Here is a 25,249-nt window from a genome sequence, read left to right as displayed (position 1 = left end):
GGACTATGGAAGGCGAGGCCGCAGCGGCGGCGTCGCCACTGACACGGGGGACAGCAGGATGAACGCGCATGACACCGACGGAGACGGAGCACAGGTGAGTACGGGCACGAACGGGGACACGGCCGAGACCTCGGCCATCCCCGAGCTGGTGATCATCTCTGGCATGTCCGGGGCGGGCCGCAGCACCGCCGCCAAGTGCCTGGAGGACCTCGGCTGGTTCGTCGTGGACAACCTGCCGCCCGCCCTGATCCCCACCATGGTGGACCTCGGCGCCCGCTCGCAGGGGAACGTGGCCCGGATCGCCGTCGTCGTGGACGTGCGCGGCCGCCGGTTCTTCGACAACCTCCGCGAGTCCCTGGCCGACCTGGAGGCCAAGCACGTCAAGCGCCGTGTGCTGTTCCTGGAGGCGTCCGACGACGCGCTGGTGCGCCGGTTCGAGTCCGTACGCCGCCCGCACCCGCTCCAGGGCGACGGGCGGATCGTGGACGGCATCGCCGCCGAGCGCGACCTGCTGCGCGAGCTGCGCGGCGACGCCGACCTGGTGATCGACACCTCCAGCCTCAACGTGCACGAGCTGCGCGCCAAGATGGACGCCCAGTTCGCCGGCGACGAGGAGCCGGAGCTGCGCGCCACCGTCATGTCGTTCGGCTACAAGTACGGCCTGCCGGTCGACGCCGACCTCGTGGTCGACTGCCGCTTCCTGCCGAACCCGCACTGGGTGCCGGAGCTGCGCCCCTTCACCGGGCTCAACGAGGAGGTGTCCGGCTACGTCTTCAACCAGCCCGGCGCCAAGGAGTTCCTCGACCGCTACGCCGAGCTGCTCCAGCTGATCGCCACGGGATACCGGCGCGAGGGCAAGCGCTATGTGACCATCGCCGTCGGGTGCACCGGCGGCAAGCACCGCAGCGTCGCGATGTCCGAGCGGCTCGCCGCCCGGCTCGCCGCCGAAGGCGTGGAGACCGTCGTCGTCCACCGCGACATGGGGCGCGAGTGAGCCTTCCGCCCTTCCGCACCCGGCGTCTGCGGCGGCTGGTCGGCGGCCGCTCGGGCCGTGGTGCCCAGCCCAAGGTCGTCGCGCTCGGCGGCGGCATGGGCCTGTCCGCCTCCCTCGCGGCGCTGCGCCGCATCACCGGAGACCTCACCGCCGTCGTCACCGTGGCCGACGACGGCGGCTCCAGCGGCCGGCTCCGCGACGAGCTGGGCGTCCTGCCCCCGGTGACCTGCGCAAGGCGCTGGCCGCACTGTGCGGCGACGACGACTGGGGCCAGACCTGGGCCCGGGTCATCCAGCACCGCTTCGCCAGCGAGGGCGAGCTGCACGGCCACGCCGTGGGCAACCTGCTGATCGTCGCCCTGTGGGAGCAGCTGGGCGATCCCGTCAAGGCGCTGGAGTGGGTCGGCAGGCTCCTGGGGGCGCACGGCCGGGTGCTGCCCATGTCCGCGGTCCCGCTGGAGCTCCAGGCGCTCGTACGGGGGCACGACCCGGACCGCCCCGACGAGATCTCCACCGTCCGCGGCCAGGCCACCGTGGCGCTGACCCCGGGCGAGGTGCAGTCCGTGCACGTGGTCCCGGAGGACCCGCCCGCCGTGCCCGAGGCCGTCGCCGCGGTGCTCGACGCCGACTGGGTGGTGCTCGGCCCGGGCTCCTGGTTCTCCTCGGTCATCCCGCACCTGCTGGTCCCCGAGCTGCTCGACGCGCTCGTCGAGACCAAGGCCCGGCGTGTCCTGTCGCTGAACCTCGCCCCCCAGCCCGGTGAAACCGAAGGCTTCTCCCCGCAGCGTCATTTGGAGGTTTTGGCCCGACACGCCCCTAAACTCGCCTTCGACGTGGTGCTGGCCGACGCCGCAGCGGTGCCCGACCAGAGCAGCCTGTGTGACGCCGCCGAGCGGTTGGGCGGCACGGTCGAGCTGGCCCCTGTGGCTGCGCCCGACGGGGCTCCCCGGCACGACCCGGAGCTGCTGGCCGCCGCGTACGACCGTATTTTTCGGATGCATGGAAGGATCGGCCCATGGCGATGACGCCAGCGGTGAAGGACGAAATCTCCCGGCTTCCCGTCACCCGGACGTGCTGCCGGAAGGCGGAAGTCTCGGCGATCCTGAGGTTCGCGGGTGGCCTGCACCTGGTCAGCGGACGCATCGTGATCGAGGCCGAACTGGACACCGGCATCGCCGCCCGGCGGCTGCGCAAGGACATCCTGGAGATCTTCGGGCACGCCTCCGACCTGGTGGTGATGGCCCCGGGCGGGCTGCGCCGCGGCAGCCGGTACGTGGTCCGGGTGGTCGCCGGCGGTGACCAGCTGGCCCGCCAGACCGGCCTGGTCGACGGCCGCGGCCGTCCCATCCGCGGCCTGCCCCCGCAGGTCGTCTCCGGCGCCACCTGCGACGCCGAGGCCGCCTGGCGCGGCGCCTTCCTCGCCCACGGCTCGCTCACCGAGCCCGGCCGCTCCTCCTCGCTGGAGGTCACCTGTCCGGGCCCCGAGGCCGCCCTCGCGCTGGTCGGCGCGGCCCGCCGCCTCCAGATCGCGGCCAAGGCGCGCGAGGTGCGCGGCGTGGACCGGGTGGTCGTCCGCGACGGTGACGCGATCGGCGCGCTGCTGACCCGGCTCGGGGCCCACGAGTCGGTCCTGGCCTGGGAGGAGCGGCGGATGCGCCGCGAGGTGCGGGCCACCGCCAACCGGCTGGCCAACTTCGACGACGCCAACCTGCGCCGCTCGGCGCGGGCCGCCGTCGCCGCGGGCGCGCGGGTGCAGCGCGCCCTGGAGATCCTCGGCGACGAGGTGCCGGAGCACCTCGCGGCGGCCGGGCGGCTGCGTATGGAGCACAAGCAGGCATCCCTGGAGGAGCTGGGGGCGCTCGCCGACCCGCCGCTGACCAAGGACGCCGTCGCGGGCCGTATCCGCCGGCTGCTGGCCATGGCCGACAAGCGCGCACAGGACCTCGGGATCCCCGGTACGGAATCCAGCCTGACCGAGGAGATGGCCGAGGGCATGGTCGGCTGACCCGGGTGGCGCCCCGCGAGCCGTCGGCCAGGCATGCCGAACGGGCAACCCCGCCTGTACGACGATCCGATGACCGACCGTGCGGCGCCTGGACGGCTGACGCGGCGGCCCGAACCACTCGATGGTGGTCGCGGGCCGCCGCCGCCAATGTCACGTAGGTCCCGTGCAGGCGGTAGGGTCGGAGGCGGTCGGGGACAACCCATACGCTCGCCGGCGTCCTGGCCGGCACACCAACGAGGAGATCGGTTCGTGACGATCCGCGTAGGCATCAACGGCTTCGGCCGCATCGGCCGCAACTACTTCCGCGCGCTCCTGGAGCAGGGCGCGGACATCGAGATCGTCGGTGTCAACGACCTGACCGACAACGCCACCCTGGTCCACCTCCTGAAGTACGACACCATCCTGGGTCGGCTGAAGCACGAGGTCAGCCACACCGACGACACCATCACCGTCGGCAACCAGACCTTCAAGACCCTCGCCGAGCGTGACCCGGCGAACCTTCCGTGGGCCGAGCTGGGCGCCGACATCGTCGTCGAGTCCACCGGCATCTTCACCAAGCGCGACGACGCGGCCAAGCACCTGGCCGCCGGCGCCAAGAAGGTCCTGATCTCCGCGCCCGCCAAGGGCGAGGACATCACGATCGTGATGGGCGTCAACCAGGACAAGTACGACGCGGCCAACCACCACGTCATCTCCAACGCCTCCTGCACCACCAACTGCGTGGCGCCGATGGCCAAGGTTCTCGACGAGAACTTCGGCATCACCAAGGGCCTGATGACGACCGTCCACGCGTACACCAACGACCAGCGCATCCTGGACTTCCCGCACAGCGACCTGCGCCGCGCGCGGGCCGCCGCGCAGAACATCATCCCGACCTCGACGGGTGCCGCCAAGGCCACCGCCCTGGTCCTGCCGCAGCTCAAGGGCAAGCTGGACGGCATCGCCATGCGCGTCCCGGTCCCGACCGGCTCGGTCACCGACCTCGTCCTGGAGCTCGACCGCGAGGTCACCAAGGAAGAGATCAACACCGCCTTCCAGAAGGCCGCCGAGGGCCAGCTCAAGGGCATCCTCGAGTACACCGAGGACGCCATCGTCTCGTCCGACATCGTCAACTGGCCGGCGTCCTGCACCTTCGACGCCTCGCTGACGATGGCCCAGGGCAAGCAGGTCAAGGTCGTCGGCTGGTACGACAACGAGTGGGGCTACTCCAACCGCCTGGTGGACCTGACCGTCTTCGTCGGCGGCCAGCTCTGAGCCTGATCCGGCACTGAGCGGCAATTCGATGTGAGCGACGGGGCTCGCACAGCGCACGCACAACGCGCAGGCGAGCCCTGTTGCTTGTCTCGACTCTAAGGAGAGTCCACAGTCATGAAGACGATCGCCGACCTCGAGGTCGCCGGTAAGCGGGTCTTCGTCCGCGCCGACCTCAACGTCCCGCTCGACGGCGACACCATCACCGACGACGGCCGGATCCGGGCCGTCGCGCCGACCATCGCCAAGCTGGCCGAGGCCGGTGCCAAGGTGATCGTCGCCTCCCACCTGGGCCGTCCCAAGGGCGCCCCGGACCCGCAGTTCTCGCTTCAGCCGGTCGCCAAGCGGCTCGGTGAGATCCTCGGCAAGCCGGTCGCCTTCGCGACCGACACCGTGGGGGACAGCGCGAAGGCCACCGTCGCCGCTCTCGGCGACGGCGAGGTCACGCTGCTGGAGAACCTCCGCTTCAACGCCGGCGAGACCAGCAAGGACGACGCCGAGCGGGCCGCCTTCGCCGACCAGCTCGCCGCGCTCGCGGACGTGTACGTCGGCGACGGCTTCGGCGCCGTGCACCGCAAGCACGCCTCGGTCTACGACCTCCCGGCCCGGCTGCCGCACGCCGCGGGCGACCTGATCGCCACCGAGGTCGGCGTCCTGAAGAAGCTCACCGAGGACGTCAAGCGCCCGTACGTGGTCGTGCTCGGCGGCGCCAAGGTCTCCGACAAGCTCGCCGTCATCGACGAGCTGCTCGGCAAGGCCGACCGCCTGCTGATCGGCGGCGGCATGGCGTACACCTTCCTCAAGGCCAAGGGCTACGAGGTCGGCATCTCCCTCCTTCAGGAGGACCAGATCCCGGCCGTCACCGAGTACATGGAGCGGGCCGAGCGGAACGGCGTCGAGCTGGTCCTGCCGGTCGACATCCTGGCCTCGGCCGACTTCCCGGACCTGAAGACGAAGGCCCCCGCGGACTTCGTCACCGTCGACGCCGACAAGATCCCCTCCGACAAGGAGGGCCTGGACATCGGCCCGAAGACCCGCGAGCTGTACGCGTCCAAGCTCGCCGACGCCGCGACCGTCTTCTGGAACGGACCGCTCGGTGTCTTCGAGCACCCGGACTACGCCGGTGGCACGACCGCCATCGCCCGGGCGCTCCTCGACACCGACGCCTTCACCGTCGTCGGCGGTGGCGACTCGGCCGCGGCCGTCCGCACGCTCGGCTTCGACGAGACCGCTTTCGGCCACATTTCGACCGGTGGCGGGGCCAGCCTCGAATACCTTGAGGGCAAGACCCTCCCCGGCCTCGCCGCACTGGAGGACTGAACACAGTGAGTGACCGCATCCCGCTGATGGCGGGCAACTGGAAGATGAACCTCAACCACCTCGAGGCCATCGCGCACGTCCAGAAGCTCGCCTTCGCGCTCGCCGACAAGGACTACGAGGCCGTCGAGGTCGCGGTCCTGCCGCCCTTCACCGACCTGCGCTCGGTGCAGACGCTGGTCGAGGGCGACAAGTTGAAGATCAAGTACGGTGCCCAGGACCTCTCGGCGCAGGACTCCGGGGCGTACACCGGCGAGGTCTCCGGCCCGATGCTCGCCAAGCTGAAGTGTGCCTACGTCGCCATCGGGCACTCCGAGCGGCGGCAGTACCACGCCGAGACCGACGAGCTGTGCAACGCCAAGGTGAAGGCCGCGTACCGGCACGGCCTCACCCCGATCCTGTGTGTCGGCGAGGGCCTGGACGTCCGCAAGGCCGGCAACCAGGTCGCGCACACCCTCGCGCAGGTCGACGGCGCTCTGAAGGACATCCCGGCCGAGCAGGCCGAGACGATCGTGATCGCCTACGAGCCGGTCTGGGCCATCGGCACCGGCGAGGTCGCCACGCCCGAGGACGCCCAGGAGGTCTGCGGTGCGATCCGCGGCCGGCTGGCCGAGCTGTACAGCCAGGAGCTGGCCGACAAGGTCCGCATCCAGTACGGCGGCTCGGTGAAGGCCGGGAACGTCGCGGCGATCATGGCGCAGCCGGACGTGGACGGCGCGCTGGTCGGCGGCGCGGCGCTGGACGCCGACGAGTTCGTCAAGATCGTCCGGTTCCGGGACCAGTAACGGCCCGCGGACACCGCGACGAGCTGCAGCTATGACGACGGGCACTCCCCGTCGTACGCTGTCGGGGCCGGGACCGGCGCACACGCGCCACCCGGCCCCGACGCTATTGTTCGCTGTTGTCTGGGTTTTTCGTCAGTTTTTGCACCCGAGAGAGTTGGTCCAGCCGTGGTCATGGGGTTCTCGATCGCCCTCATCATCTTCAGCGTTCTGTTGATGATGCTGGTGCTCATGCACAAGGGAAAGGGCGGCGGCCTGTCCGACATGTTCGGCGGCGGCATGCAGTCCTCCGTGGGTGGTTCTTCGGTCGCCGAGCGCAACCTCGACCGGATCACCGTCGTGGTGGGCATGCTCTGGTTCGTCTGCATCGTGACGCTCGGCCTGCTCATGAAGCTCGACTGATGTCCGCCAGCTGACGTACCGTCGTCTGTCCGGCCTATCATGGAGCTGGCGTCCTCGGGGGCGGGCGGTGTAACTCCTGCCACTGGACGCGCGTTGGGCCTTACGTAGACTGGGGCGCCCGCAGCGGAGCTGCTTACGACGCTTCGCGGCACCATCACGCAGGGAGTTACGACCGTGGCAAGTGGCAACGCGATCCGAGGAAGTCGGGTCGGAGCGGGGCCGATGGGAGAGGCCGAGCGAGGCGAGTCCGCGCCGCGTCTGCGCATCTCCTTCTGGTGCTCGAACGAGCACGAGACTCAGCCGAGCTTCGCCAGCGACGCGCAGATCCCGGACACTTGGGACTGCCCCCGCTGCGGCCTCCCGGCCGGCAAGGACCGGGACAACCCGCCGGACGCGCCGCGTACCGAGCCGTACAAGACGCATCTGGCGTATGTACGGGAGCGGCGGAGCGACGCCGACGGCGAGGCCATCCTCGCTGAGGCCCTCGCCAAGCTCCGGGGCGAGATCTAGCGGAACCCGATTCCGGCACAGCGGTAACACGGCCCGTCCGGGCACCCGTCGCGGGTGCGCGGACGGGCCGTTGTCAGTGCCCGGCCCTATGGTGACGTGAGGGTGATCCGCGGGACGTGGACGGGGGTGGCATGACCGCGCTGGAAGCAGGCGAGCCGGGCGCGCAGGGCCCGCGGGGCGGGCGGCGTGCCTGGCTCGGGGGCGCCGGGCCGGGAGCGGGCGGAGGCTTCGGGCGGCTGTGGTCCGCGGCCGTCGTGTCGCGCTTCGGCGACGCGCTGCGGGGCGCCGCGCTGCCGCTGCTCGCGGTGTCCCTGACCGACTCGGCGCTGCTGGTGTCGCTGGTGACCGCGTGCGGCTTCCTGCCGTGGCTGCTGTTCGGGCTGCTGGGCGGGGCCCTCGCGGACCGGGTGGACCAGCGGCGGGCGATGTGGGCGGTGGACGCCGCCCGCGGGGTGCTGATGGCCGGTTTCGCCGTCATGGTGTGGCTGGGCCAGGCCACGATCGCCTGGCTGATCGTGCTGGCCTTCGCTCTGACCACGCTCCAGACGCTCTTCGACAACGCCGCCACGGCGCTGCTGCCGTCCGTGGTGCCGCGCGAGTCGCTGAGCCGGGCCAACGCCCGGCTGATGACCGGCCAGGAGATCGCGGGCCGGTTCGTCGGGGCGCCGTTGGTCCCGGTGCTGCTCGGGCTCGGGGTGGCCATGCCCTACGCGGCCGATGCCGCCACCTACGGCGTCGCCGCCGTGCTCGTCGCGTCGCTGCGGGCGGACCCGCCGGAGCGCGAACCCCGCGCCGCGGGCGGCACGATACGACGCGACATCGCCGACGGCCTGCGCACGCTGTGGCGGGACAGGACCCTGCGAGCCCTGTGCGTCTCCACCACGCTGTGCAACGTCGGCATCGGCGGGCTCATCGCCACCCTCGTCCTGATGGTCACCGGCTGGCTGGGCGCCGGCGAGGCCGGTTACGCGGCCGTCATCACCGTCTACGGCATAGGCAGCGTCCTCGGCGGGCTGGCGGCACCGCGTGTCGTGGAACGGCTGGGCCAGGCCCGCGCGCTCGCCGTGTGCGGCACGGCGCAGGTCGGGGCGCTGGCCGCGCTCGGGTCGGTCCGCAGCCTGCCCGTCGCCGTCGCCGCCCTCGGTGTCTTCGGCTTCGCCGGAATGATCTGGAATGTCACGGAAGTGACGATGGTGCAGGAGCGCAGCCCGGCGGAGACCCTCGGCCGGGTCAGCGCGGCGTTCCGCACGATGTCGATGGGCGGCGCACCGCTGGGCGCGCTGCTCGGCGGGGGAGCGGCCGCGGCCTGGGGAGGCGGCGCCCCGGCGCTGCTGTGTGCGGTGACCATCCTGCTCGGCGTGCTGGCGATGGTTCCCGGCCTCAGGGGCGTCGCCGGCGGGTCTCCCGGGAAGCGACCGGCCACCTGACGGCCTTAAGGTTGGTGGCGGCGGGGTGCAGGCACGAGAAGAAGTGGGCTGATGTCCGAGATGAACAAGGAAGGCCGCGGCAGGCTGGACCAGATGCCTGAGTGGCACGCGCTGGCCAAACACCGTCAGGAGCTCGGCGGGACCCATCTGCGTGAGTTGTTCGCCGACGACCCCGACCGCGCGAGCCGGTTCACCCTCCGGGTCGGTGACCTCCATCTGGACTACTCCAAGCACCTGGTGACGGACGAGACGCTGCGGCTGCTGCGCGAGCTGGCCGCGGCCGCCGGGGTGGCCGAGCTGCGGGAGGCGATGTTCCGCGGGGAGCGGATCAACACCACCGAGGACCGCGCGGTGCTGCACACGGCCCTGCGGGCACCGCGGTCGGCGGTCATCAAGGCCGGTGGCAAGGACGTGGTGCCGGACGTGCACGCCGTCCTCACCAAGATGGCGACGTTCGCCGACCGCGTGCGTTCGGGCCAGTGGACCGGCCACACCGGCAAGCGCATCACGACGGTGGTGAACATCGGGATCGGCGGCTCCGACCTCGGCCCGGCGATGGCGTACGAGGTGCTGCGCGCCTACACCGCACGCGACATGGACTTCCGTTTCGTGTCCAACGTGGACGGCGCCGATCTGCACGAGGCGGTGCACGACCTCGACCCGGCCGAGACGCTGTTCATCGTCGCCTCCAAGACGTTCACCACCATCGAGACCGTCACCAACGCCATCTCCGCCCGCAATTGGCTGCTGACCGGGCTGGGGGCGGGCCCCGAGGCCGTCGCCAAGCACTTCGTGGCGCTGTCGACGAACGCCGAGAAGGTCGCGGAGTTCGGTATCGACACGGCGAACATGTTCGAGTTCTGGGACTGGGTCGGCGGCCGCTACTCGTACGACTCGGCGATCGGCCTGTCGCTGATGATCGCCATCGGCCCCGACCACTTCCGGGAGATGCTGGCGGGCTTCCACGAGGTGGATGAGCACTTCCGGTGCGCTCCCCCGGAGGAGAACGCGCCGCTGCTGCTCGGCCTGCTGGGCGTCTGGTACAACAACTTCCACGACGCGCAGTCGCACGCGGTCCTGCCGTACAGCCACTACCTGTCGAAGTTCACCGCCTACCTCCAGCAGCTGGACATGGAGTCCAACGGCAAGTCGGTGGACCGGCAGGGGAATCCGGTGGCCTGGCAGACCGGGCCGGTGGTCTGGGGCACGCCCGGCACCAACGGCCAGCACGCCTACTACCAGCTGCTCCACCAGGGCACCAAGGTCATCCCGGCGGATCTGATCGGCTTCGCGAACCCGGTGCCGGGCCTCCTTCCGGGGCTGGCCGAGCAGCACGACCTGCTGATGGCCAATCTCTTCGCGCAGGGCCAGGCGCTGGCGTTCGGCAAGACCGCCGAAGAGGTCGCCGCCGAAGGCGTGCCCGCCGAGCTGGTGCCGCACAAGACGTTCCGCGGCAACCACCCGACGACCACGATCCTGGCCAAGGAGCTCACCCCGTCCGTGCTGGGCCAGTTGGTCGCGCTGTACGAGCACAAGGTGTTCGTCCAGGGCGCCGTCTGGAACATCGACTCCTTCGACCAGTGGGGCGTGGAGCTCGGCAAGGTGCTGGCCAAGCGAGTGGAGCCGGCGCTGACCGAGGGCGCGGACGTGCCGGGCCTGGACGCCTCCACGGCCGGACTGGTCGCCGCGTACCGCGAGATGCGCGGCCGCTGACCTCTGACCGCACCCGGAGACGCGACGACGCCCGGCCGGATTCTCCGGCCGGGCGTCGTCGCGTCAATCGGGCGTGAACACGGATCCCGTGGGCGGCCTCAGGGTGACGCCGGCGGGTACAGGCTCCGCGGCAGCCCCGCGGCGGCGGCCTGGTCGAGCAGCCACAGCGTCCTGCTGCGGCCCTGGGCCCCCGCCGCCGGGGCCTGGATCTCGCCGGCCCCCGACAGCGCGATGGTCACGGCCTTGGCCTTGTCCTCGCCCGCCGCCAGCAGCCACACCTCGCGGGCGGCGCGGATCGCGGGCAGCGTCAGCGAGATCCGGTTCGGCGGCGGCTTCGGCGCGCCCCGCACCCCGACCACGGTCCGCTCCGTCTCCCGTACCGCGGGCAGTTCCGGGAAGAGCGAGGCCACATGGGTGTCCGGCCCGACGCCCAGCAGCAGCACGTCGAAGGACGGCACCGACGAGCGGTTCTCCGGTCCCGCCGCGGCCGCCAGCTCGGCGGCATACGCCTCGGCGGCGGCCTCCGCGTCGCTGCCGAAGGGGCCGTTGGACGCGGGCATCGGGTGCACGCGGGCCGGGTCGAGCGGCACCGAGTCCAGCAGTGCCTCCCTGGCCTGGGTGGCGTTCCGCTCCGGGTGGCCCTCCGGCAGGTACCGCTCGTCGCCCCACCACAGGTCCAGCCGCGACCAGTCCACGGCGTCCCGCGCGGGCGCCGCGGCGAGCGCGGCCAGCAGGCCGTTGCCGTTGCGCCCGCCGGTGAGGACCACGGAGGCGGAGCCCCGTGCGGCCTGGGCGTCCACGATCTTCGTGATCAGCCGGGCGGCCGCGGCCTGCGCCATCAGCTCCTTGTCCCGGTGCACCACGATCTGAGGGGTGGTCACTTCGCCGCCTTCTTGGCCGTCGTCTTCTTGGCGGTGCCGGAGGCGGTGTTCCCGGAAGCAGGGCTCCCGGAACTGCCGGTGCCGGCCTCGGAGGCATCCGCACCGGATATGGCGGTCGCGGACGGCGTCCCCTCAGCGGACGCCCCCTGGCTCCTGGCGAGCTTGGCGACCCCGAACTTCACCGCGGACGCGTACGTCTCGTCCGGGTCCAGCCGGCGCAGCTCCTCCGCGATCAGCTCGGACGTGTCGCGCCGGTGCAGCGCGACATGGCGGTCGGGCTGCCCCGGCATCGCCAGCTCGGCCAGCGAACCGTCCGCCCGGTCCAGGCAGATCGTGCCGTCGGCCGTCTGCAGCCGCACGGCGGTCAGCCCGGGACCCCGCGAGACCTGGCGCTCGACCGGCACCCGCAGCCGCTCGGCGAGCCACAGCGCGAGCAGCTCGCTGCTCGGGTTGTACGCCTCACCCTCGACGACGGCGGACGTGATGGCCGAGTGCTTCTGGTCGAGCGCGGCCGCCAGCACACTGCGCCAGGGGGTGATCCGGGTCCAGGCCAGGTCGGTGTCGCCCGGCGTGTACGCCTGGGCGCGCAGGCCCAGCGTCGCCACCGGGTCCTCGGTGGCCTGCGCGTCGGTGATCCGGCGCGCCGCGAGCTGTCCGAGCAGGTCCTCGCTGGGGTTGTCGGGCGCGTCCTCCGGCCACCACACGACCACCGGGGCGTCCGGCAGCAGCAGCGGCAGGACGACCGAGTGGTCATGGTTGGCCAGTTCGCCGTGGAGCCGCAGCAGCACCGTCTCACCGGTGCCGGTCTCCCCGCCGACCCGGACCTCCGCGTCCAGGCGGGCGATCTTGCGGTCGCGCGGCGAGCGGCCCGGCCGCTTGATGACGACGAGGATGCGGGACGGATGCTCCTTGGACGCCTCGCTGGCGGCCTTGAGCGCGTCGTAGTGGTTTCCCTCGTCGGTCACGATGACGAGGGTGAGCACCATGCCGACGGCGGGCGTGCCGGTCGCCCGGCGGGCCCGCACCAGAGCCGCGTTGATCTGGCTGGACGTGGTGTCCGTGAGATCGATGTTCATGGCCGGCGCCAGCTCCGTCCGTCTCGTGCGAGCATCTCGTCCGCCGCCTTCGGCCCCCAGGTCCCGGCGGTGTACTGCTCGGGCTTGCCGTGCTTGTCCCAGTACTCCTCGATCGGGTCGAGGATCCGCCAGGACTCCTCCACCTCCTGGTGGCGCGGGAAGAGGTTCGCGTCGCCCAGCAGGACGTCCAGCAGCAGCCGCTCGTACGCCTCCGGGCTGGACTCGGTGAAGGACTCGCCGTACGCGAAGTCCATCGTCACGTCCCGGATCTCCATCGAGGTGCCGGGCACCTTGGAGCCGAACCTGATCGTGATGCCCTCGTCCGGCTGCACCCGGATGACCAGGGCGTTCTGCCCCAACTCCTGGGTGTCGGTGGTGTCGAAGGGGGAGTGCGGGGCGCGCTGGAAGACCACCGCGATCTCGGTGACCCGGCGGCCGAGCCGCTTGCCGGTGCGCAGATAGAAGGGGACGCCCGCCCACCGGCGGTTGTCGATCTCCAGCTTGATGGCGGCGAAGGTGTCGGTCTTCGACTGCGGGTCGATGCCCTCTTCCTCCAGGTAGCCCAGCACCTCCTCGCCGCCCTGCCAGCCGTGCGCGTACTGTCCGCGCACGGTGTGCTTGCCCAGCTCCCGCGGCAGCTTGACGGCCTTGAGGACCTTGAGCTTCTCGGTGACCAGGGCCTTGGCGTCGAAGGAGGAGGGCTCCTCCATGGCGGTCAGGGCCAGCAGCTGGAGCAGGTGGTTCTGGATGACGTCGCGGGCGGCGCCGATGCCGTCGTAGTAGCCGGCACGGCCGCCGATGCCGATGTCCTCCGCCATGGTGATCTGCACATGGTCGACGTAGGACCGGTTCCACAGCGGCTCGAACATCGTGTTGGCGAAGCGCAGCGCCAGGATGTTCTGGACCGTCTCCTTGCCCAGGTAGTGGTCGATACGGAACACGTCGCTGGGCGGGAAGACCTGGTGGACGACCTGGTTGAGCTCCTGGGCGCTGGCCAGGTCGTGGCCGAAGGGCTTCTCGATGACCGCGCGCCGCCAGGAGTCGCCCGGCCCGTCCGACAGGCCGTGCTTCTTGAGCTGCTGCACGACCGTGGGGAAGAACTTCGGCGGGACCGAGAGGTAGAAGGCGAAGTTGCCGCCGGTGCCGCGCGCCTTGTCGAGGTCCTCGATCGTCGCCTTGAGGGTCTCGAAGGCCTCGTCGTCGGAGAACTCGCCGGGGACGAAGCGGAAGCCTTCGGCAAGCTGCTGCCAGACCTCCTCGCGGAACGGCGTGCGGGCGTGTTCCTTCACCGCGTCGTGGACGACCTGGGCGAAGTCCTCCTGCTCCCAGTCGCGGCGGGCGAAGCCGACGAGCGAGAAGCCCGGCGGCAGCAGGCCGCGATTGGCCAGGTCGTAAACGGCCGGCATCAGCTTCTTGCGTGACAAATCGCCCGTGACGCCGAAGATCACCAGGCCCGACGGCCCCGCGATGCGCGGGAGCCGACGGTCCTGGGCGTCACGGAGCGGGTTCGCCCCGTTGACGAAAGAAGACAATTTCATGCCTCCGAAGGAGCGAGGCGCTTGAGCTCCGCCTCGGTGGACTCCAGCAGGTCGTTCCAGGACGCCTCGAACTTCTCGACGCCCTCGTCCTCCAGCAGCTGCACGACGTCGTCGTAGGAGACGCCGAGCTTCGCCAGCGCGTCGAGGTCGGCCTTGGCCTGCTCGTACGTGCCGCGCACGGTGTCGCCGGTGATCTGGCCGTGGTCGCCCGTGGCCTGGAGCGTGGCCTCCGGCATGGTGTTCACCGTGCCCGGGGCGACCAGCTCGTCCACGTACAGCGTGTCCTTGTAGGCCGGGTCCTTGACGCCGGTCGAGGCCCACAGCGGACGCTGCTTGTGGGCGCCCGCCTTGTCCAGCGCGGCCCAGCGGTCGCCGGAGAACACCTCCTCGTACGCCTGGTAGGCCAGCCGGGCGTTGGCGAGTGCTGCCTTGCCGCGCAGCGCCTTCGCCTCTTCGCCGTCGATCTTCTCCAGGCGCTTGTCGATCTCGGTGTCCACGCGGGACACGAAGAAGGACGCCACGGAACGGATCTTGGTCAGGTCCAGGCCCGCGGCCTTGGCCTTCTCCAGACCGGCCAGGTAGGCGTCCATCACCTCGCGGTAGCGCTCCAGCGAGAAGATCAGCGTGACGTTGACGCTGATGCCCAGGCCGATCACCTCGGTGATCGCGGGCAGGCCCGCCTTGGTGGCCGGGATCTTGATCAGGGTGTTCGGCCGGTCGACCAGCCAGGCGAGCTGCTTGGCCTCGGCGATCGTCGCGGCGGTGTTGTGCGCCAGCCGCGGGTCGACCTCGATGGAGACCCGGCCGTCCTGGCCGCCGGTGGCGTCGAACACCGGGCGCAGAATGTCGGCGGCGTCCCGGACGTCCGCCGTGGTGATCATCCGGACGGCCTCGTCGACGGTGACCTTGCGGGCCGCGAGGTCGGCGAGCTGCTGCTCGTACCCGTCACCGCCGGAGATCGCCTTCTGGAAGATCGACGGGTTGGTCGTGACGCCGACGACGTGCTGCTGGTCGATCAGTTCGGACAGGTTGCCGGAGGTGATCCGCTTGCGCGAGAGGTCGTCGAGCCAGATCGCGACGCCTTCTTCGGAGAGGCGCTTGAGTGCGTCGGTCATGAAATCTGCAACTCCTACTTGTTCTTACGAGTGTCAGCGCTCGGCGGCGGCGAGAGATTCCCGAGCGGCCTGCGCCACCGCGTCGGCGGTCAGCCCGAACTCACGGAAGAGCACCTTGTAGTCGGCGCTCGCGCCGAAGTGCTCCAGCGACACGATGCGGCCGGCCTCGCCCACGTAGCGGTACCAGGTCAGGCCGATGCCGGCCTCGACGGCGACGCGCGCCTTGACCGACGGCGGCAGCACGCTGTCGCGGTACTCCCGGTCCTGCTCCTCGAACCACTCGACGGACGGCATCGACACCACCCGGGTCGGCACGCCCGCGGCCTGGAGCTGCTCGCGCGCCTCGACGGCGAGCTGCACCTCGGAGCCGGTGCCGATGAGGATGACCTGCGGCTCGCCGCCCTCGGCCTCGAACAGGACGTAGCCGCCCTTCGCCGCGCCCTCGTTGTACTCGTACGTCGGCACGTTCTGGCGGGTCAGCGCGATGCCGTGCGGGGCCGGGTTCGCGCTGTGCCGGCGGACGATCTCGCGCCAGGCGATCGCCGTCTCGTTGGCGTCGGCCGGGCGGACCATGTTCAGGCCCGGAATGGCGCGCAGCGCGGCGAGGTGCTCGACCGGCTGGTGCGTCGGACCGTCCTCGCCCAGACCGATGGAGTCGTGCGTCCACACGTACGTGACCGGCAGCTTCATCAGCGCGGCCAGCCGCACGGCCGGGCGCATGTAGTCGGAGAAGACCAGGAACGTGCCGCCGTAGACCCGGGTGTTGCCGTGCAGCGCGATGCCGTTCATGGTCGAACCCATGGCGTGCTCGCGGATGCCGAAGTGGATCGTGCGGCCGTAGGGGTCGGCCTCCGGCAGCGGGTTGTCCTTCGGCAGGAAGGACGACGACGGGTCGATGGTGGTGTTGTTCGAGCCGGCCAGGTCGGCGGAGCCGCCCCACAGCTCGGGCAGCACCCCGCCCAGCGCCTGCAGGACCTTGCCCGACGCCTTGCGGGTCGCGACGTCCTTGCCCGCCTCGAAGACGGGCAGCGCCGCCTCCCAGCCCTCGGGCAGCTCGCCCGCGCTGATCCGGTCGAACTCGGTGGCGCGCTGCGGGTTGTTGTCCCGCCACTCCTGGAGCTGCTTCTCCCAGGTGGCGCGGGCCTCGCGGCCGCGGTCGACGACGGCGCGGGCGTGGGCCAGCACCGCGTCCTCGACCGGGAAGTCCTGCTCGGGGTCGAAGCCCAGCACGCGCTTGGTGGCCGCGACCTCCTCGGCGCCGAGCGCCGAGCCGTGCGACGCCTCGGTGTTCTGCGCGTTCGGCGCGGGCCAGGCGATGATCGTGCGCGCCGCGATGATCGAGGGGCGCTCGGTCTCCTCCTGCGCCGCCTTGAGCGCCGCGTACAGCGCGTGGACGTCGAAGTCGCCGTTCTCGCCCTGCTCGATGCGCTGGACGTGCCAGCCGTACGCCTCGTACCGCTTGAGGACGTCCTCGGACAGCGCGGTGGCGGTGTCGCCCTCGATCGAGATGTGGTTGTCGTCGTACAGCGCGACGATGTTGCCCAGCTTCTGGTGGCCGGCCAGCGAGGACGCCTCGGCGGAGATGCCCTCCTCCAGGTCGCCGTCGGAGACGATCGCCCAGATGGTGTGGTCGAACGGGGAGGCACCCTCGGGCGCCTCCGGGTCGAACAGGCCACGCTCGTACCGCGCGGCCATCGCCATGCCCACGGCGTTGGCGATGCCCTGGCCCAGCGGCCCGGTCGTCGTCTCGACGCCCACGGTGTGCCCGTGCTCCGGGTGGCCGGGGGTCAGGCTGCCCCAGGTGCGGAACGCCTTGAGGTCGTCCAGCTCCAGGCCGTAGCCCGACAGGAACAGCTGGACGTACAGCGTCAGGCTGGTGTGGCCGGGGGACAGGACGAACCGGTCGCGGCCGACCCACTGGGCGTCCGACGGGTCGTGCCGCATCAGCTTCTGGAAGAGCAGGTACGCGGCGGGCGCGAGACTCATGGCCGTGCCAGGGTGGCCGTTACCGACCTTCTGCACGGAGTCCATGGCCAGGACGCGGGCGGTATCGACGGCCCGCTGGTCCAGTTCGGTCCACTCGAGGTCTGTGGTGGTCGGCTTGGTGCTCACCCTGGGTCAGGGCTCCTCTCCACATGTCGAATGCCGGTGACGATGTGCACACCGGGCGCTTTGAGCCTACCCCTGGAATCACGGTCATTTTTTCGAGCGCCGAATGCCGGACATGCGGCCATTCCATTGAGCGGCACGCCATTCCTATGAGCGGAGCGTGAGCGCCATGTCATTCCATTGAGCGGCGGCGCGTCGGACATTCCCAGCGTGCCGGGGGACGCCCGACTTCGCCTCCCGGAACGGCTGCCAACACGACCCACCCCCGCGATGGGCCGGGTACCCGCTACGTCTAGAGTGGCGTGGTACGCGCAAGTCTTTATCGGACGTTCACGTCCCGGGCTTGCTGGTTCTGCTGCTTCCACCAGGGGTGTGCGTGACGGCCGTCGAATCCCGTCCTGCGGGGTGCTCGCTGCGAGCCCGAGCTCCGGCCACCGGCCGTTCGGGGCCCGTGTCAAGGCGTTCGTGGCCCTGACCAAGCCCCGCGTCATCGAGCTGCTGCTCATGACGACGATCCCGGTGATGTTCCTGGCCGCCGAGGGCGTCCCCGACCTGTGGCTGGTCCTGGCCACCTGCGTCGGCGGCTACCTCTCCGCCGGTGGCGCGGGCGCGTTCAACATGTACCTCGACCGCGACATCGACGCGCTGATGGACCGGACGTCGCAGCGCCCGCTGGTCACCGGCATGGTCAGCCCGCGGGAGTGCCTGGTCTTCGCCTACGCACTGGCCGTCGTGTCCACCGTGTGGTTCTGGACGCTGGTCAACCCGCTGTCGGCGATGCTGTCGCTCGGCGCGCTGCTGTTCTACGTCGTCGTCTACACGATGTGGCTCAAGCGGCGGACCGCGCAGAACATCGTCTGGGGCGGCATCGCCGGCTGCATGCCGGTCTTCATCGGCTGGTCGTCGGTGACCGACTCGGTCTCCTGGGCCGCGGTGGTGCTGTTCCTCGTCATCTTCTTCTGGACGCCTCCGCACTACTGGCCTCTTTCCATGAAGGTGAAGGACGACTACGAGCGCGTGGGCGTGCCCATGCTCCCGGTCGTCGCGGGCAACAAGGCCGTGGCCCGGCAGATCGTCGCGTACAGCTGGGTCATGGTGGGCGTCTCGCTGCTGCTGTGGCCGCTGGGCTACACCGGCTGGTTCTACCCGGCGGTCGCGGCGGTGCTCGGGGCGTTCTGGCTCAAGGAGGCGCACGCGCTCCAGGCGCGCGCCAAGGCCGGGGTGACGGGCCCCAAGCTCAAGGAGATGCGGCTGTTCCACTGGTCCATCACCTATGTGTCGCTGCTCTTCGTCGCCGTCGCGGTGGACCCCTTCCTGCGGTGATCAGCGGACCCCTCTTCCGTTGAGCGGCTGACCCTTCCTCCGTTGATTACCGACGGGTAGCATCGGCCTTATGGCAGACACGAAGCAGGCGGACGCCGTCCAGCAGCCCGGCACGGACAAGCGCGCCGAGAAGCGCGCCAAGCGCCTCGCCGACCAGATCACGGCCTTCGCCAAGAGCCACGGCGGAAGCGCCGAGGGCCAGCTCGCGCACATCGCCCGCGGCAGCACCCGGATCGCCCTGGTCGGCGCCAACGGCGAGTGGGGCAACCTCGTCGCTCCCTCGTACGAGACCGCCCAGCGCGCCGCCGAGCTCGCCGGACTCACCCTCCAGGACGACTTCGACGGCGAGCTGGCCGCCAAGGTGCGCACCGGCCCGTACGAGTGGACGCGCATGGCCGGGATCCAGATCGGCGGGCCCGGCAACGGCTGAGCCGACGGCCGACACCTGACGGCGTCCGGCCCGTTAGACCCCACGAGGGGCCGGACGGGCAGGGAGACGCGGATGAGCTGCGGCACGGACTCCGGAACGCCCCTGCCGCCGCTCGTCGACCAGCACAGCCACGGAGTGCTGCACACCGAGCTCGGGCTGGGGTCGTTCGAGACCCATCTCGCCGCTGCCGCCGGAGCGCGCGGCACGACGGCGCCCACGGGCACCACGTTCTTCGACAGCTGGACCGGGCTGGCGGTGCGCCGCTGGTGCCCGCCGCTGCTCGGCCTCGAGGCCCACTGCCCGCCGGTCCGCTATCTCGCCCGGCGCCGGGAACTGGGCGCGTACCGCGCCGGACGTCTGCTGCTGCGCGGCGCGGACATCGGCACCTTCCTCCTGGAGGCCGGCACCTTTCTGCTCGATTCCGGGGCCCCGGGCGAGCTGACCTCGGCCGCCGAGCTGGCCGCCGCCGCGGACGGCCGCGGCCACGAGATCGTCCGGCTGGAGCCGCTGGCCGGGCAGGTCGCGGACACCTCCGGCGGGGTCGACGCCTTCATGGGGAACACCGCCGAGGCGCTGTACGCCGCCGCACAGCACGCCACCGCCTTCGCCTGCGGCGTCACCTTCGCCGACGGCGCTCCGCCGGACCCGCGCCAGGTGCGGCGGGCGGCGGGGGACTGGCTGAGCGGCCGCCCCACCGGCGCCCGGCCGACCGACCCGGATCTGCTCCGCCATCTGCTGTGGAGCGCGGTCGCGACCGGCCTGCCGGTACAGCTGCACTGCGCCGACCCGCGGTCGCTGGCCGGCTTCCTGCGAGCCACCGTCGGGCTCGGCACCGACCTGGTGCTGCTGTCCCGCGAACCGCACCACCGCCACGGCGCCCAGCTGGCGGCCGCCTTCCCGCACGTGTACGCCGACGTCGGGCCGCGTCCGGAGGAGACCCTGCGCCGGGCCCCGTTCGGGAAGCTGCTGTTCTCCACAGGGGCGCGGGCCCTGCCCGAGCTCTACGTGACCGGCGCCCGGCTGTTCGTACGGGCGATGTCCCGGCTGGCCGCCGAATGGATCGCCGACGGGGTCTGCTCACCGGCCGAGGCGCGGCGGATCGCCGGCCTGGTCGCGGCCGGCACGGCCCACCGCGTCTACCGGCTGGACGCGGACGCCTCGACCACCGGGGCCGCCGACTCCACGGCCTGAACCGCCTCGTGCTCGCCGCCCGGCCCGGGCACGGCGGGCAGCTCGACGCGCTCGCGCTGGGCGAGGAACACCCGCAGCACGGCGATCCACACCAGGCACGAGCCGAACATGTGGGCGCCGACGACGATCTCCGGCAGGTGCGTGAAGTACTGGACGTAGCCGATCACGCCCTGGCAGAGCAGCACGCCGAACAGCTCCAGCACGGGACGGCGGGTGGCCGCCGGAGCGCCCACGGCCCGCAGCGCGAACCACAGCGCGACGGTCAGGCCCACCACGACGTAGACGAAGTCCACGTGCAGCTGGGTGATCTCCTGCCAGTCCAGCGGGATGCGGTCCACCTTCTTCGCGTCGCCCGCGTGCGGCCCGGCGCCGGTCACCACGGTGCCGATCACGATCAGCGCGGCGGACGCGGCGACCAGCAGCCAGGTGAGCTGCCGGAGGGGCCGGGCGACCAGGTCGCGGACCGGGGCGTCGCCCTCCCGGGCGCGCTGCCAGGTCACCACGGCCACCGTCAGCAGGGCCGTGGAGAGCAGGAAGTGCGAACTGACGATGTACGGGTTGAGCCCGGTGAGCACGGTGACGCCGCCGACGACGGCGTTGCCCATGACGATCCAGAACTGCACCCAGCCGAGCCGGGTGAGGCTGGTGCGTACGGGCGTACGGGCGCGGGCGGCGACGATCACCAGGCCGACGACGGCGCACAGGACGTACGTCAGCATGCGGTTGCCGAACTCGATGACACCGTAGATACCCATCTCGGAGGTGGGCGTCAGACTGTCGTCGGTGCACTTCGGCCAGGTCTCGCAGCCGAGCCCGGACTGGGTCAGCCGCACCGCGCCGCCCGTCACGACGATGACGACGGCCATCACCACGGAGGCGAGCGCGGCCTGCCGCACGAAGCGCGCGGAGGGCTGCCAGCGGCGGGCGATGAGCTCGAAGGGATTCAGCGAATTCGGCACGGGCACCATCGTAGGCCGGAGCTTGTGCAGCTTTTCACGAGGGGTCTGGGCCCGCGGCGCCAGCCGCCGATCACATCACTCCCAGCGGAAGAACCGCGCCGCCGCGCCCAGCCCCAGGACCGCCCACGCCGCGAGGATCCCCAGGTCCGCCCACGGCGTCCCGGCGCCGTCGCGCAGCACGTCCCGCAGCCCGTCCGACAGCGCCGCGATGGGCAGCAGCTGGAGCACGCTCTGCGCGGCGTCGGGGAACTTCTCCAGCGGCACCATGACCCCGCCGCCGACCAGGAGCAGCAGGAAGACCAGGTTGGCGGCGGCCAGGGTCGCCTCCGCCCGGAGCGTGCCGGCCATCAGCAGCCCGAGCCCGGAGAACGCCGCCGTCCCCAGCACCAGCAGCAGGCCGACGGACACCGGATCGCCGTGCGGCGACCAGCCGAGCCCGAACGCGATGCCGATCAGCAGCGCGACCTGCAGGACCTCGGTGACCAGGACCGAGGCGGTCTTCGCGGTCATCAGTGCCCAGCGCGGCAGCGGCGAGGTGCCCAGCCGCTTGAGGACGCCGTACCGCCGCTCGAAGCCGGTCGCGATGGCCTGCCCGGTGAAGGCGGTGGAGAGCACGGCCAGCGCGAGCACGCCGGGCGCGAGGAAGTCGACCGCCTCGCCGTCGCCGGTGTCGATGACGTCGACGGTGCTGAAGAGGACGAGCACGAGCGCCGGGATCACGACGGTCAGTAGCAGCTGCTCGCCGTTGCGCAGCAGCATGCGGGTCTCCAGCGCCGCCTGGGCGCGGATCATCCGGGGCAGCGGTGCCGCGCCGGGCTTCGGGGAGAAGGTGCCGGTGGCGGTCATGATCGCAGCTCCTTGCCGGTGAGCTCGAGGAAGACGTCCTCCAGGGTGTGCCGTTCGACCGAGATCCGGTCGGGCATGACGCCGTTCTGCGCGCACCAGGAGGTGACGGTGGCCAGCAGTTGCGGGTCGACCCTGCCGACGACGCGGTACGAGCCGGGGGTCAGCTCGGCGGCCGCGGTGTCGTCGGGCAGCGCCTTGAGGAGGGAGACGAGGTCGAGGGCGGGGCGGCCGGTGAACCGCAGGGTGTTCTCGGCGCCGCCGCGGCACAGCTCCTCCGGGCTGCCCTGGGCGATCACTCGGCCGCCGTCGATGATGGCGACGTCGTCGGCGAGCTGCTCGGCCTCGTCCATGTGGTGGGTGGTGAGGACGACGGTGACGCCGTCGTCGCGCAGGTCCCGCACCAGGTCCCAGGTGGCGCGGCGGGCCTGCGGGTCGAGGCCGGCCGTCGGCTCGTCGAGGAAGACCAGCTCGGGGCGGCCGACGACGGCCATGGCCAGCGCGAGCCGCTGCTGCTGGCCGCCCGAGAGCCGCCGGTAGGTCGTACGGCCGCAGGAGCCGAGGCCCAGGCGCTCGACGAGCATGCCGACGTCCAAAGGATGGGCGTGCAGCGTGGCGGTGTGCCGCAGCATCTCCTCCGCGCGGGCGCCGGAGTAGACCCCGCCGGACTGGAGCATCACGCCGATGCGCGGGCGCAGGGCCGCGGCGTCGGCGACCGGGTCGAGGCCGAGGACGCGCACGGTGCCCGCGTCCGGCCGGCGGTAGCCCTCGCAGGTCTCGACGGTGGTGGTCTTCCCCGCTCCGTTGGGGCCGAGTACGGCGGTCACGGTGCCGCGCGCGACGGTGAGGTCGAGCCCGTCCACCGCGGTCTTCGTTCCGTACCGCTTGACCAGGCCGACGACCTCGACCGCGGGCTCATTACGCATGCCGGGCAGTCTACGAAGCGTGGGGCACCGCCGGGGCGGCAGGGCGGAAAGAGGCCGCTCCCGTGATCGTTTCCGCAGGTCAGGTTAGGTGTACCTAAGTGATGCACCCCACCGTTCACCTCTTCGATCACGGCTTGTATCCGTTCCGAGAATTACGCAACAATGGCGTTGTGAAATACGCGAGCGAGGATCAGAAGGAGCCCGCGACCGAGTCGGCCGCGCGTCCCGCTCTGCCCGCGCCCGCGGGGGCGTCCGCCGCACACGACGAGCAGCACGGCACCCGCAGCCGCGTGGCCCGCTCCATTCTCGACCACGGCCCGTCCACCGCGGCCGAGCTCGCCCTCCGGCTGGAGCTCACCCAGGCCGCGGTCCGCCGCCACCTCGACGCGCTGGTCGCCGACCGAGTCGTCGAGCCGCGCGAGAAGCGGGTCTACGGAGCACGCAGCCGCGGCCGTCCCGCCAAGGTCTTCGCGCTCACCGACTGCGGGCGCGACGCCTTCGACCAGGCATACGACAAGCTGGCCGTGGACGCGCTGCGCTGGATCGCGCAGAGCGCCGGCGGCGGCGAGCAGGGCGAGGCGGCCGTCGCCGCGTTCGCCCGCGCCCGGTTCGCCGCCCAGGCCGAGGCGTACCGCGAGGCGGTCGAGGCGGCGGTCCCCGAGGAGCGGGCGGAGGTACTCGCCAAGGCCCTCACCGCGGAGGGGTACGCTGCCACCGCGCGCAGCGCGCCCGGCCCCCGATGGGGCGAACAGCTCTGCCAGCACCACTGCCCGGTCGCCCATGTCGCCGAGCGGTATCCGCAGCTGTGCGAGGCGGAGACCGAGGTCTTCTCCCGCCTGCTCGGAACCCATGTGCAGCGTCTGGCCACCATCGCCCACGGCGACGGGGTGTGCACGACGTTCATTCCGCGCGGCGGAGCGCAGCACAGAACCACCCATCAGACCAGCACAGCACCATCTACCAGCACGGCCGGGAGGAACCCCGAATGACTCTCCCCACGGAGACTGCTCACCCTGAGCTCGAGGGGCTGGGCAACTACGAGTACGGCTGGGCCGACTCCGACGCGGCCGGTGCCGCGGCCAAGCGCGGCCTGTCGGAGGAGGTCGTCCGCGACATCTCGGCCAAGAAGTCCGAGCCGGAGTGGATGCTCAAGCTGCGTCTGAAGGGCCTCAGGCTCTTCGACAAGAAGCCCATGCCGACCTGGGGCTCGGACCTGACCGGCATCGACTTCGACAACATCAAGTACTTCGTGCGGTCCACGGAGAAGCAGGCGGAGTCCTGGGAGGACCTGCCCGAGGACATCAAGAACACGTACGACAAGCTGGGCATCCCCGAGGCGGAGAAGCAGCGCCTCGTCGCCGGTGTCGCCGCGCAGTACGAGTCCGAGGTCGTCTACCACCAGATCCGCGAGGACCTGGAGGAGCAGGGCGTCATCTTCCTCGACACCGACACCGCGCTCAAGGAGCACCCGGAGCTCTTCAAGGAGTACTTCGGCACGGTCATCCCGGCCGGTGACAACAAGTTCGCCGCGCTGAACACGGCCGTGTGGTCCGGTGGCTCGTTCATCTACGTGCCGAAGGGCGTGCACGTGGAGATCCCGCTCCAGGCCTACTTCCGGATCAACACCGAGAACATGGGCCAGTTCGAGCGGACGCTGATCATCGTCGACGAGGACGCCTACGTCCACTACGTCGAGGGCTGCACGGCGCCGATCTACAAGTCGGACTCGCTGCACTCCGCGGTCGTCGAGATCATCGTCAAGAAGGGCGCCCGCTGCCGTTACACGACCATCCAGAACTGGTCGAACAACGTCTACAACCTGGTCACCAAGCGCGCCGTGGCGTACGAGGGCGCGACCATGGAGTGGGTCGACGGCAACATCGGCTCCAAGGTCACCATGAAGTACCCGGCCGTCTACCTGATGGGCGAGCACGCCAAGGGCGAGACCCTGTCCATCGCCTTCGCGGGTGAGGGCCAGCACCAGGACGCCGGCGCCAAGATGGTCCACATGGCCCCGAACACCTCCTCCAACATCGTCTCCAAGTCGGTGGCGCGAGGCGGTGGCCGGACCTCCTACCGGGGTCTGATCGAGATCGGCGAGGGCGCCGAGGGCTCCAAGTCCAACGTCCTGTGCGACGCCCTGCTGGTGGACACCATCTCGCGCTCGGACACCTACCCGTACGTGGACGTCCGCGAGGACGACGTGTCCATGGGCCACGAGGCGACCGTCTCCAAGGTCAGCGACGACCAGCTCTTCTACCTGATGAGCCGCGGTATGACCGAGTTCGAGGCCATGGCGATGATCGTGCGCGGCTTCGTGGAGCCGATCGCCCGCGAGCTGCCCATGGAGTACGCACTGGAGCTCAACCGGCTGATCGAGCTGCAGATGGAAGGCGCGGTCGGCTAACGCCGGTCCGCATCCCGTTCCGCGACGACGTTCCCCAGAAAGCGAGCAGTA

The 25,249-nt window shown here is 71.1% G+C and carries 21 protein-coding genes and 2 pseudogenes; 15 read left to right on the top strand and 8 right to left on the bottom strand.

Annotated features, from left to right (window positions below):
• Positions 1-58: 58 nt before the first annotated feature.
• The 10 genes and pseudogenes from rapZ to pgi all read left to right on the top strand — a co-directional run bounded on the left by rapZ (position 59) and on the right by pgi (position 10,400).
• Positions 59-994 (top strand): RNase adapter RapZ, encoded by a 936-nt coding sequence (gene rapZ / locus Q3Y56_RS07235; RefSeq protein WP_304461125.1) that lies wholly within the window; start codon positions 59-61, stop codon positions 992-994.
• Positions 991-2,018, top strand: a pseudogene (gene yvcK / locus Q3Y56_RS07230) (uridine diphosphate-N-acetylglucosamine-binding protein YvcK). Before rapZ ends, yvcK begins: the two are co-directional and overlap by 4 nt.
• Complete coding sequence (gene whiA / locus Q3Y56_RS07225; protein WP_304461124.1) at positions 2,009-2,998, top strand: DNA-binding protein WhiA; 990 nt, start codon at positions 2,009-2,011, stop codon at positions 2,996-2,998. Before yvcK ends, whiA begins: the two are co-directional and overlap by 10 nt.
• A gap of 249 nt (positions 2,999-3,247) precedes the next feature.
• A complete protein-coding gene (gap, locus tag Q3Y56_RS07220; RefSeq protein WP_304461123.1) occupies positions 3,248-4,252 on the top strand; it encodes a type I glyceraldehyde-3-phosphate dehydrogenase in 1,005 nt (334 codons plus the stop codon).
• Between the two features lie 114 nt (positions 4,253-4,366).
• Entirely contained in the window at positions 4,367-5,569 is a 1,203-nt protein-coding gene (gene pgk / locus Q3Y56_RS07215; RefSeq protein ID WP_304461122.1) for a phosphoglycerate kinase, read from the top strand.
• A 5-nt stretch (positions 5,570-5,574) separates the two neighbouring features.
• Positions 5,575-6,351, top strand: a complete 777-nt coding sequence (gene tpiA / locus Q3Y56_RS07210; RefSeq protein ID WP_304461121.1) for a triose-phosphate isomerase — start codon at positions 5,575-5,577, stop codon at positions 6,349-6,351.
• Between the two features lie 171 nt (positions 6,352-6,522).
• Positions 6,523-6,750, top strand: coding sequence for a preprotein translocase subunit SecG (gene secG, locus Q3Y56_RS07205; RefSeq protein ID WP_304461120.1), 228 nt, complete (start codon positions 6,523-6,525; stop codon positions 6,748-6,750).
• A 174-nt stretch (positions 6,751-6,924) separates the two neighbouring features.
• Complete coding sequence (locus Q3Y56_RS07200; protein WP_304461119.1) at positions 6,925-7,260, top strand: RNA polymerase-binding protein RbpA; 336 nt, start codon at positions 6,925-6,927, stop codon at positions 7,258-7,260.
• Between the two features lie 131 nt (positions 7,261-7,391).
• Entirely contained in the window at positions 7,392-8,687 is a 1,296-nt protein-coding gene (locus tag Q3Y56_RS07195) for an MFS transporter (protein WP_304461118.1), read from the top strand.
• A gap of 60 nt (positions 8,688-8,747) precedes the next feature.
• Positions 8,748-10,400 (top strand): glucose-6-phosphate isomerase, encoded by a 1,653-nt coding sequence (gene pgi, locus Q3Y56_RS07190; protein WP_304465502.1) that lies wholly within the window; start codon positions 8,748-8,750, stop codon positions 10,398-10,400.
• Between the two features lie 98 nt (positions 10,401-10,498).
• Here the strand turns inward: pgi and pgl are convergent, their stop codons facing one another.
• Genes pgl through tkt form a run of 5 tightly spaced genes read right to left on the bottom strand, consistent with a single transcriptional unit; the run spans position 10,499 to position 17,122 of the window.
• Positions 10,499-11,281 (bottom strand): 6-phosphogluconolactonase, encoded by a 783-nt coding sequence (pgl, locus tag Q3Y56_RS07185; protein ID WP_304461117.1) that lies wholly within the window; start codon positions 11,279-11,281, stop codon positions 10,499-10,501.
• Positions 11,278-12,357: a glucose-6-phosphate dehydrogenase assembly protein OpcA gene (gene opcA, locus Q3Y56_RS07180; RefSeq protein ID WP_304461116.1), complete on the bottom strand. Its 1,080-nt coding sequence runs from the start codon at positions 12,355-12,357 to the stop codon at positions 11,278-11,280. The genes pgl and opcA overlap by 4 nt, the downstream gene beginning before the upstream one ends.
• The gene (gene zwf / locus Q3Y56_RS07175) at positions 12,354-13,895 is read right to left on the bottom strand and encodes a glucose-6-phosphate dehydrogenase (protein ID WP_304461115.1); all 1,542 of its coding nucleotides are present in this window, start codon (positions 13,893-13,895) and stop codon (positions 12,354-12,356) included. Before zwf ends, opcA begins: the two co-directional genes overlap by 4 nt.
• On the bottom strand, positions 13,892-15,010 hold the full coding sequence (gene tal, locus Q3Y56_RS07170; protein ID WP_304461114.1) for a transaldolase: 1,119 nt from the start codon (positions 15,008-15,010) through the stop codon (positions 13,892-13,894). Before tal ends, zwf begins: the two co-directional genes overlap by 4 nt.
• 33 nt (positions 15,011-15,043) lie before the next feature.
• Entirely contained in the window at positions 15,044-17,122 is a 2,079-nt protein-coding gene (tkt, locus tag Q3Y56_RS07165; RefSeq protein WP_304461113.1) for a transketolase, read from the bottom strand.
• A 373-nt stretch (positions 17,123-17,495) separates the two neighbouring features.
• Here tkt and Q3Y56_RS07160 point away from each other — a divergent pair.
• The 3 genes and pseudogenes from Q3Y56_RS07160 to Q3Y56_RS07150 all read left to right on the top strand — a co-directional run bounded on the left by Q3Y56_RS07160 (position 17,496) and on the right by Q3Y56_RS07150 (position 20,063).
• A pseudogene (locus tag Q3Y56_RS07160) lies at positions 17,496-18,442 on the top strand (heme o synthase).
• Positions 18,443-18,512: 70 nt separating this feature from the next.
• Positions 18,513-18,872, top strand: a complete 360-nt coding sequence (locus Q3Y56_RS07155; RefSeq protein ID WP_304461112.1) for a hypothetical protein — start codon at positions 18,513-18,515, stop codon at positions 18,870-18,872.
• A gap of 72 nt (positions 18,873-18,944) precedes the next feature.
• Positions 18,945-20,063: an amidohydrolase gene (locus tag Q3Y56_RS07150; RefSeq protein WP_304461111.1), complete on the top strand. Its 1,119-nt coding sequence runs from the start codon at positions 18,945-18,947 to the stop codon at positions 20,061-20,063.
• Here the strand turns inward: Q3Y56_RS07150 and Q3Y56_RS07145 are convergent.
• From Q3Y56_RS07145 to Q3Y56_RS07135, 3 genes are all read right to left on the bottom strand, one after another.
• Complete coding sequence (locus Q3Y56_RS07145; RefSeq protein ID WP_304461110.1) at positions 20,009-21,022, bottom strand: heme A synthase; 1,014 nt, start codon at positions 21,020-21,022, stop codon at positions 20,009-20,011. The two genes, Q3Y56_RS07150 and Q3Y56_RS07145, sit on opposite strands and share 55 nt — an antisense overlap.
• Before the next feature lie 75 nt (positions 21,023-21,097).
• Positions 21,098-21,868, bottom strand: coding sequence for an ABC transporter permease (locus tag Q3Y56_RS07140; RefSeq protein ID WP_304461109.1), 771 nt, complete (start codon positions 21,866-21,868; stop codon positions 21,098-21,100).
• Entirely contained in the window at positions 21,865-22,791 is a 927-nt protein-coding gene (locus tag Q3Y56_RS07135; protein WP_304461108.1) for an ABC transporter ATP-binding protein, read from the bottom strand. Before Q3Y56_RS07135 ends, Q3Y56_RS07140 begins: the two co-directional genes overlap by 4 nt.
• Before the next feature lie 170 nt (positions 22,792-22,961).
• Here Q3Y56_RS07135 and Q3Y56_RS07130 point away from each other — a divergent pair, with 170 nt between their 5' ends.
• Together Q3Y56_RS07130 and sufB are read left to right on the top strand one after the other, a co-directional pair.
• The gene (locus Q3Y56_RS07130; protein ID WP_304461107.1) at positions 22,962-23,780 is read left to right on the top strand and encodes a metalloregulator ArsR/SmtB family transcription factor; all 819 of its coding nucleotides are present in this window, start codon (positions 22,962-22,964) and stop codon (positions 23,778-23,780) included.
• Positions 23,777-25,198, top strand: a complete 1,422-nt coding sequence (gene sufB / locus Q3Y56_RS07125; RefSeq protein WP_304461106.1) for a Fe-S cluster assembly protein SufB — start codon at positions 23,777-23,779, stop codon at positions 25,196-25,198. Before Q3Y56_RS07130 ends, sufB begins: the two co-directional genes overlap by 4 nt.
• Positions 25,199-25,249: the final 51 nt, after the last annotated feature.

It is taken from the genome of Streptomyces sp. XD-27 (assembly GCF_030553055.1).
In the GTDB taxonomy this organism is placed as follows: domain Bacteria; phylum Actinomycetota; class Actinomycetes; order Streptomycetales; family Streptomycetaceae; genus Streptomyces.
This window is presented reverse-complemented; position numbering and strand designations above follow the sequence as displayed.